General features: G+C 69.7%; 2 protein-coding genes. Both read right to left on the bottom strand.

Features of this window, described 5'->3' with window-relative positions; all coding sequences use genetic code 11:
• A partial coding sequence (locus ACI38Z_RS08365) for an iron-containing alcohol dehydrogenase (RefSeq protein WP_439789739.1) occupies positions 1 to 1,115 on the bottom strand: 1,115 nt, incomplete at its 3' end.
• A gap of 375 nt (positions 1,116 to 1,490) precedes the next feature.
• On the bottom strand, positions 1,491 to 1,804 hold a 314-nt coding region (locus ACI38Z_RS08360), incomplete at its 5' end, for an NAD(P)-dependent oxidoreductase (RefSeq protein ID WP_439789738.1).

Raw genomic sequence — 1,804 nt, 5'->3', positions numbered from 1 at the left:
CGGCCCATGGTCTCGCGCGCGGTGCGGGCGAGCAGGAGCGCCTCCTCGCGCGTGCCCGCGAAGCCGTAGTCGCTCATGCGCAGGCCGTCCACGCCGCAGGCGACCTGCAGGTCGCGCAGCGCCTCGAGGAAGTCCTCGGGCTTGGTGGCGCCCGTCTTGCCCAGGGCGCGTGCCATCGCCACGAAGCGCTCGTCGCACACGTGGCGACCCACCCAGTAGCCAAAGTACGCGAGGCTGATCATGGTGAGGCCCGCGCCGTGCGGGAGATTGGGGTGGAAGGCGCTCATCGCGTGCTCCATCGAGTGCTCCGAGCAGTTGGACGCCACGTCCATGGAGTAGCCGCCCATGGTGTTGGCGTACGCCACGTGCGTGCGCGCCTCGAGGTTGGAGCCGTCGCGCACGGCCACGGGTAGCCACGCGCCGATGTTGCGCATGGCCTCGAGCTGCACCATCTGGCCAAAGGGGTTCGCGATGTTGCAGATGTAGCCCTCCATGTTGTGGAATAGCGCGTCGAACCCCTGGTACGCCGTGAACTTGGGCGGGACGCTCAGCATGAGCTCCGGGTCCACCACGGCGATCCTGGCAAAGTTGTTGGGCGAGGATATGCCGATCTTCTCGTGCGTGTCGAGCTTTGATATGACGCCGCCGCGGTCGACCTCGGAGCCAGTGCCCGCCGTGGTGGTGATGGCCACCCACGGCATCTCGGGCCTCTGGAGCGGCAGGTTCTTGCCCGTGCTGCCCGTGGCGTAGTCCCACAGATCGTCGGAGGGCTGCGGGGCCAGGAGCGCCATCACCTTGGCCGCGTCCATAACGGAGCCGCCGCCGAGCGCCACGACGAAGTCCGCGCCGTTCTCGCGCGCGAAGCGGGCGCCATCCTCCACCACCTGCTTGGTGGGGTTGGCCGCCACCTTGTCGAACAGCACCGCGTCCACGCCGGCGAGCTTCAGCTGCTCGAGCGTGCGATCCAGGTAGCCGTTGGCGCGCGTGGACTTGCCGTTGGATATCACGAGCATGGCCCTCTTGCCCGGGAGCGCCTGCTCGTGCAGGTGGCCGAGCTGGCCGGGGCCGAAGAGCAGGCGGGTTGGTGCGTAGAAGTCGAAGCTGTCCGAGGGCATCGTTAGGTCCTTCCCCGTGCGTGCGTATGGCGCGGCCACCGCCGCGTCGCCTGCGGCCATGGTAGTTCGCCGTGGTTGCGGCGCGTGACACGCGAGGTTACGGGAAGCTTGTGCGCGTGTTTCGAGTTGGGACGGGGTGTGCGACCGCGGTCGCAGTCGCGGGCCGCAGGCTGCCGGGCCTCCCGTCGCGGTCGCGGGCCTCCGAGCGCGGTACCGCACCGCACTTCACGATGTGCGATGGGAGGCAAAACCCGCTCAACTGGGCAAACGCAGGCAGACCCCGCACCGCACTTCATGAAGTGCGGTGCGGGGTCTGCTCGACGCGGGTTGATGCACCGTGGGACCGGTGCGCCGCGCTCTCGACGCGGGCGCGTCCTAGCGCGGCGCGAGCTCAAAGGCGCTCGCGGGCACCAGGTTCCTGAGCGGCCCGCCCGTGGCCAGCGCGCGCAGGTTATCGCAGCAGATCGCGCAGATGGCGTCCTCCGTCTGACGATTGCGGCCAAACGAGCCGCCGGACACGTGCGGCGTGATGAAGCAGCGCGGCTCCCTCCAGAGCGGGTGGTCGGCCGGCAGCGGCTCCGGGGCCGTCACGTCGAGCGCCGCCCCGCGGATCGCGCCATCTGCCAGCACCTTTGCGAGCGCGTCCGCGTCCACAAAGGTGCCGCGCCCCACGTTCACGAGCACGGCGC

Origin of the sequence: Parafannyhessea sp. (assembly GCF_051876455.1) — a bacterium.
Lineage (GTDB): Bacteria > Actinomycetota > Coriobacteriia > Coriobacteriales > Atopobiaceae > Parafannyhessea.
This window is presented reverse-complemented; position numbering and strand designations above follow the sequence as displayed.